Source organism: Clostridiales bacterium (assembly GCA_012512255.1).
In the GTDB taxonomy this organism is placed as follows: Bacteria; Bacillota; Clostridia; order Christensenellales; family DUVY01; genus DUVY01.
Map to the genome: position 1 here is coordinate 1 of JAAZDJ010000127.1, position 1,549 is coordinate 1,549.

General features: G+C 40.9%; 2 protein-coding genes. Both read right to left on the bottom strand.

Annotation, left to right across the window (positions count from 1 at the left end):
- Positions 1 to 293: 293 nt before the first annotated feature.
- Positions 294 to 1,415 (bottom strand): carboxynorspermidine decarboxylase, encoded by a 1,122-nt coding sequence (gene nspC, locus GX756_06410; protein NLC17489.1) that lies wholly within the window; start codon positions 1,413 to 1,415, stop codon positions 294 to 296.
- A partial coding sequence (locus tag GX756_06415; protein NLC17490.1) for a saccharopine dehydrogenase family protein occupies positions 1,416 to 1,549 on the bottom strand: 134 nt, incomplete at its 5' end. It abuts the gene before it with no gap.

The following is a 1,549-nucleotide window of genomic DNA, read 5'->3' on the forward strand; positions in this document are numbered from 1 at the left end:
ATAACAAAAGAAAAAAGTCCGCATTTATAAGATATTTTTGTAAAATGCTCTAAAAAGTTGTATATTTTGTCATTAGTTTTTGTTTTTTTCATTAAAATCGCAAAAAAATTATACAAAGTCTTATTAATGCGCTTATATTATAATCAGAAGAAGGAGCCATGTAAATGCCAAAAGTTTAAAGGTTGTGCCATAAATTGCTGTTTACAAAAAAAACGTATAAAAGAAAAAATAAAGAAAAATACAAGAAATTTTTATATTTTTTGATGAGGATTTGTTTTTTTCAAACAATCTTCTTACGACAATCTTTCCAAAAAGTCCAAGTAGCCGAATTCTTTGATAAGTTTTATATTGCCTTGCAGGTCTTTAGCGGCTATGGCCGGCAGGCCTATGCCGTTGAAGGTGTTGTTTTTCACAATGGTATATAGCGCCATATCTTCAAATATGATTTTGTCGCCGATTTTTAACGGCTTATGGAATCTATAGTCGCCAATAATATCGCCCGCAAGGCAGCTAATCCCGCCCAAGCGGTATTCGTATTGCCCGCCCTCGCCTATTGCCCGCGGCTTGTAAGGAACTTCCAAAACATCGGGCATATGGCAAGCGGCGCTTGTGTCCAAAATCGCGATCTTTTTACCCCTGTCTATTATATCCAATACGGTCACAACCAAAAATCCCGCGTTAAGCACAACGGCCTCGCCGGGTTCAAGATAGACTTCCAAGCCGTATTTGTCCTTAATATAATTAATCAGCCTTACAAGCCGGGGTATATCGTAGTCGTCGCGCGTGATATGATGGCCGCCGCCCAAGTTAATCCATTTGATTTTATCAAAATATTTGCCAAACCGCCTTTCCGCTTCGGCAAGAGTAACCTCAAGCGCGTCGGAGTTTTGTTCGCACAGCGTATGGAAATGAAGTCCGCTTATGCCTTTTAACTTGTCCAAATTTTGAAAAAACTCGTCGCTGGTTACGCCCAACCTTGAAAAAGGCGCGCACGGGTCGTAAAGGGGCGTATCTTGCGTGGAAATCTCGGGGTTAATGCGCAGCGCTATCTGGGCGTTGTGTCTTTGCGCCCTTTCTTTGAACTTAATCAGCTGCCCTAACGAGTTAAACACGATAAAGCCGCAAATTTTGGCTATCTCGTCAAACTCGTCGTCTTTGTAAGCGGGCGAGAATACATGGTTTTCTTTGCCCATTTTTTCATAGCCCAATTTGGCTTCGTATAAACCGCTTGAGGCGACGCCGTCTAAATATTGGGCGATCAACGGATAAAAATAAAAAGACGAAAATGCTTTTTGGGCAAGCAAAATCTTGCAGCCTGTTTGCCGCTTCACAGACTGCAAGATTTTTAGGTTTTTTAAAATCAAGTTTTCGTCTATTATATAATACGGGGTCTTGATATCTGCCAAATAATCCATTTAATCCACCAATACGGGATTGAAATTTTCTTTCCAGGGCAAGCCCCACTTGTTCAGCGCGTCCATAAAAGGATCGGGATCGAGCTGCTCCATATTAAATACGCCCTCGCCTTTCCAAATACCTTTTAGGATAA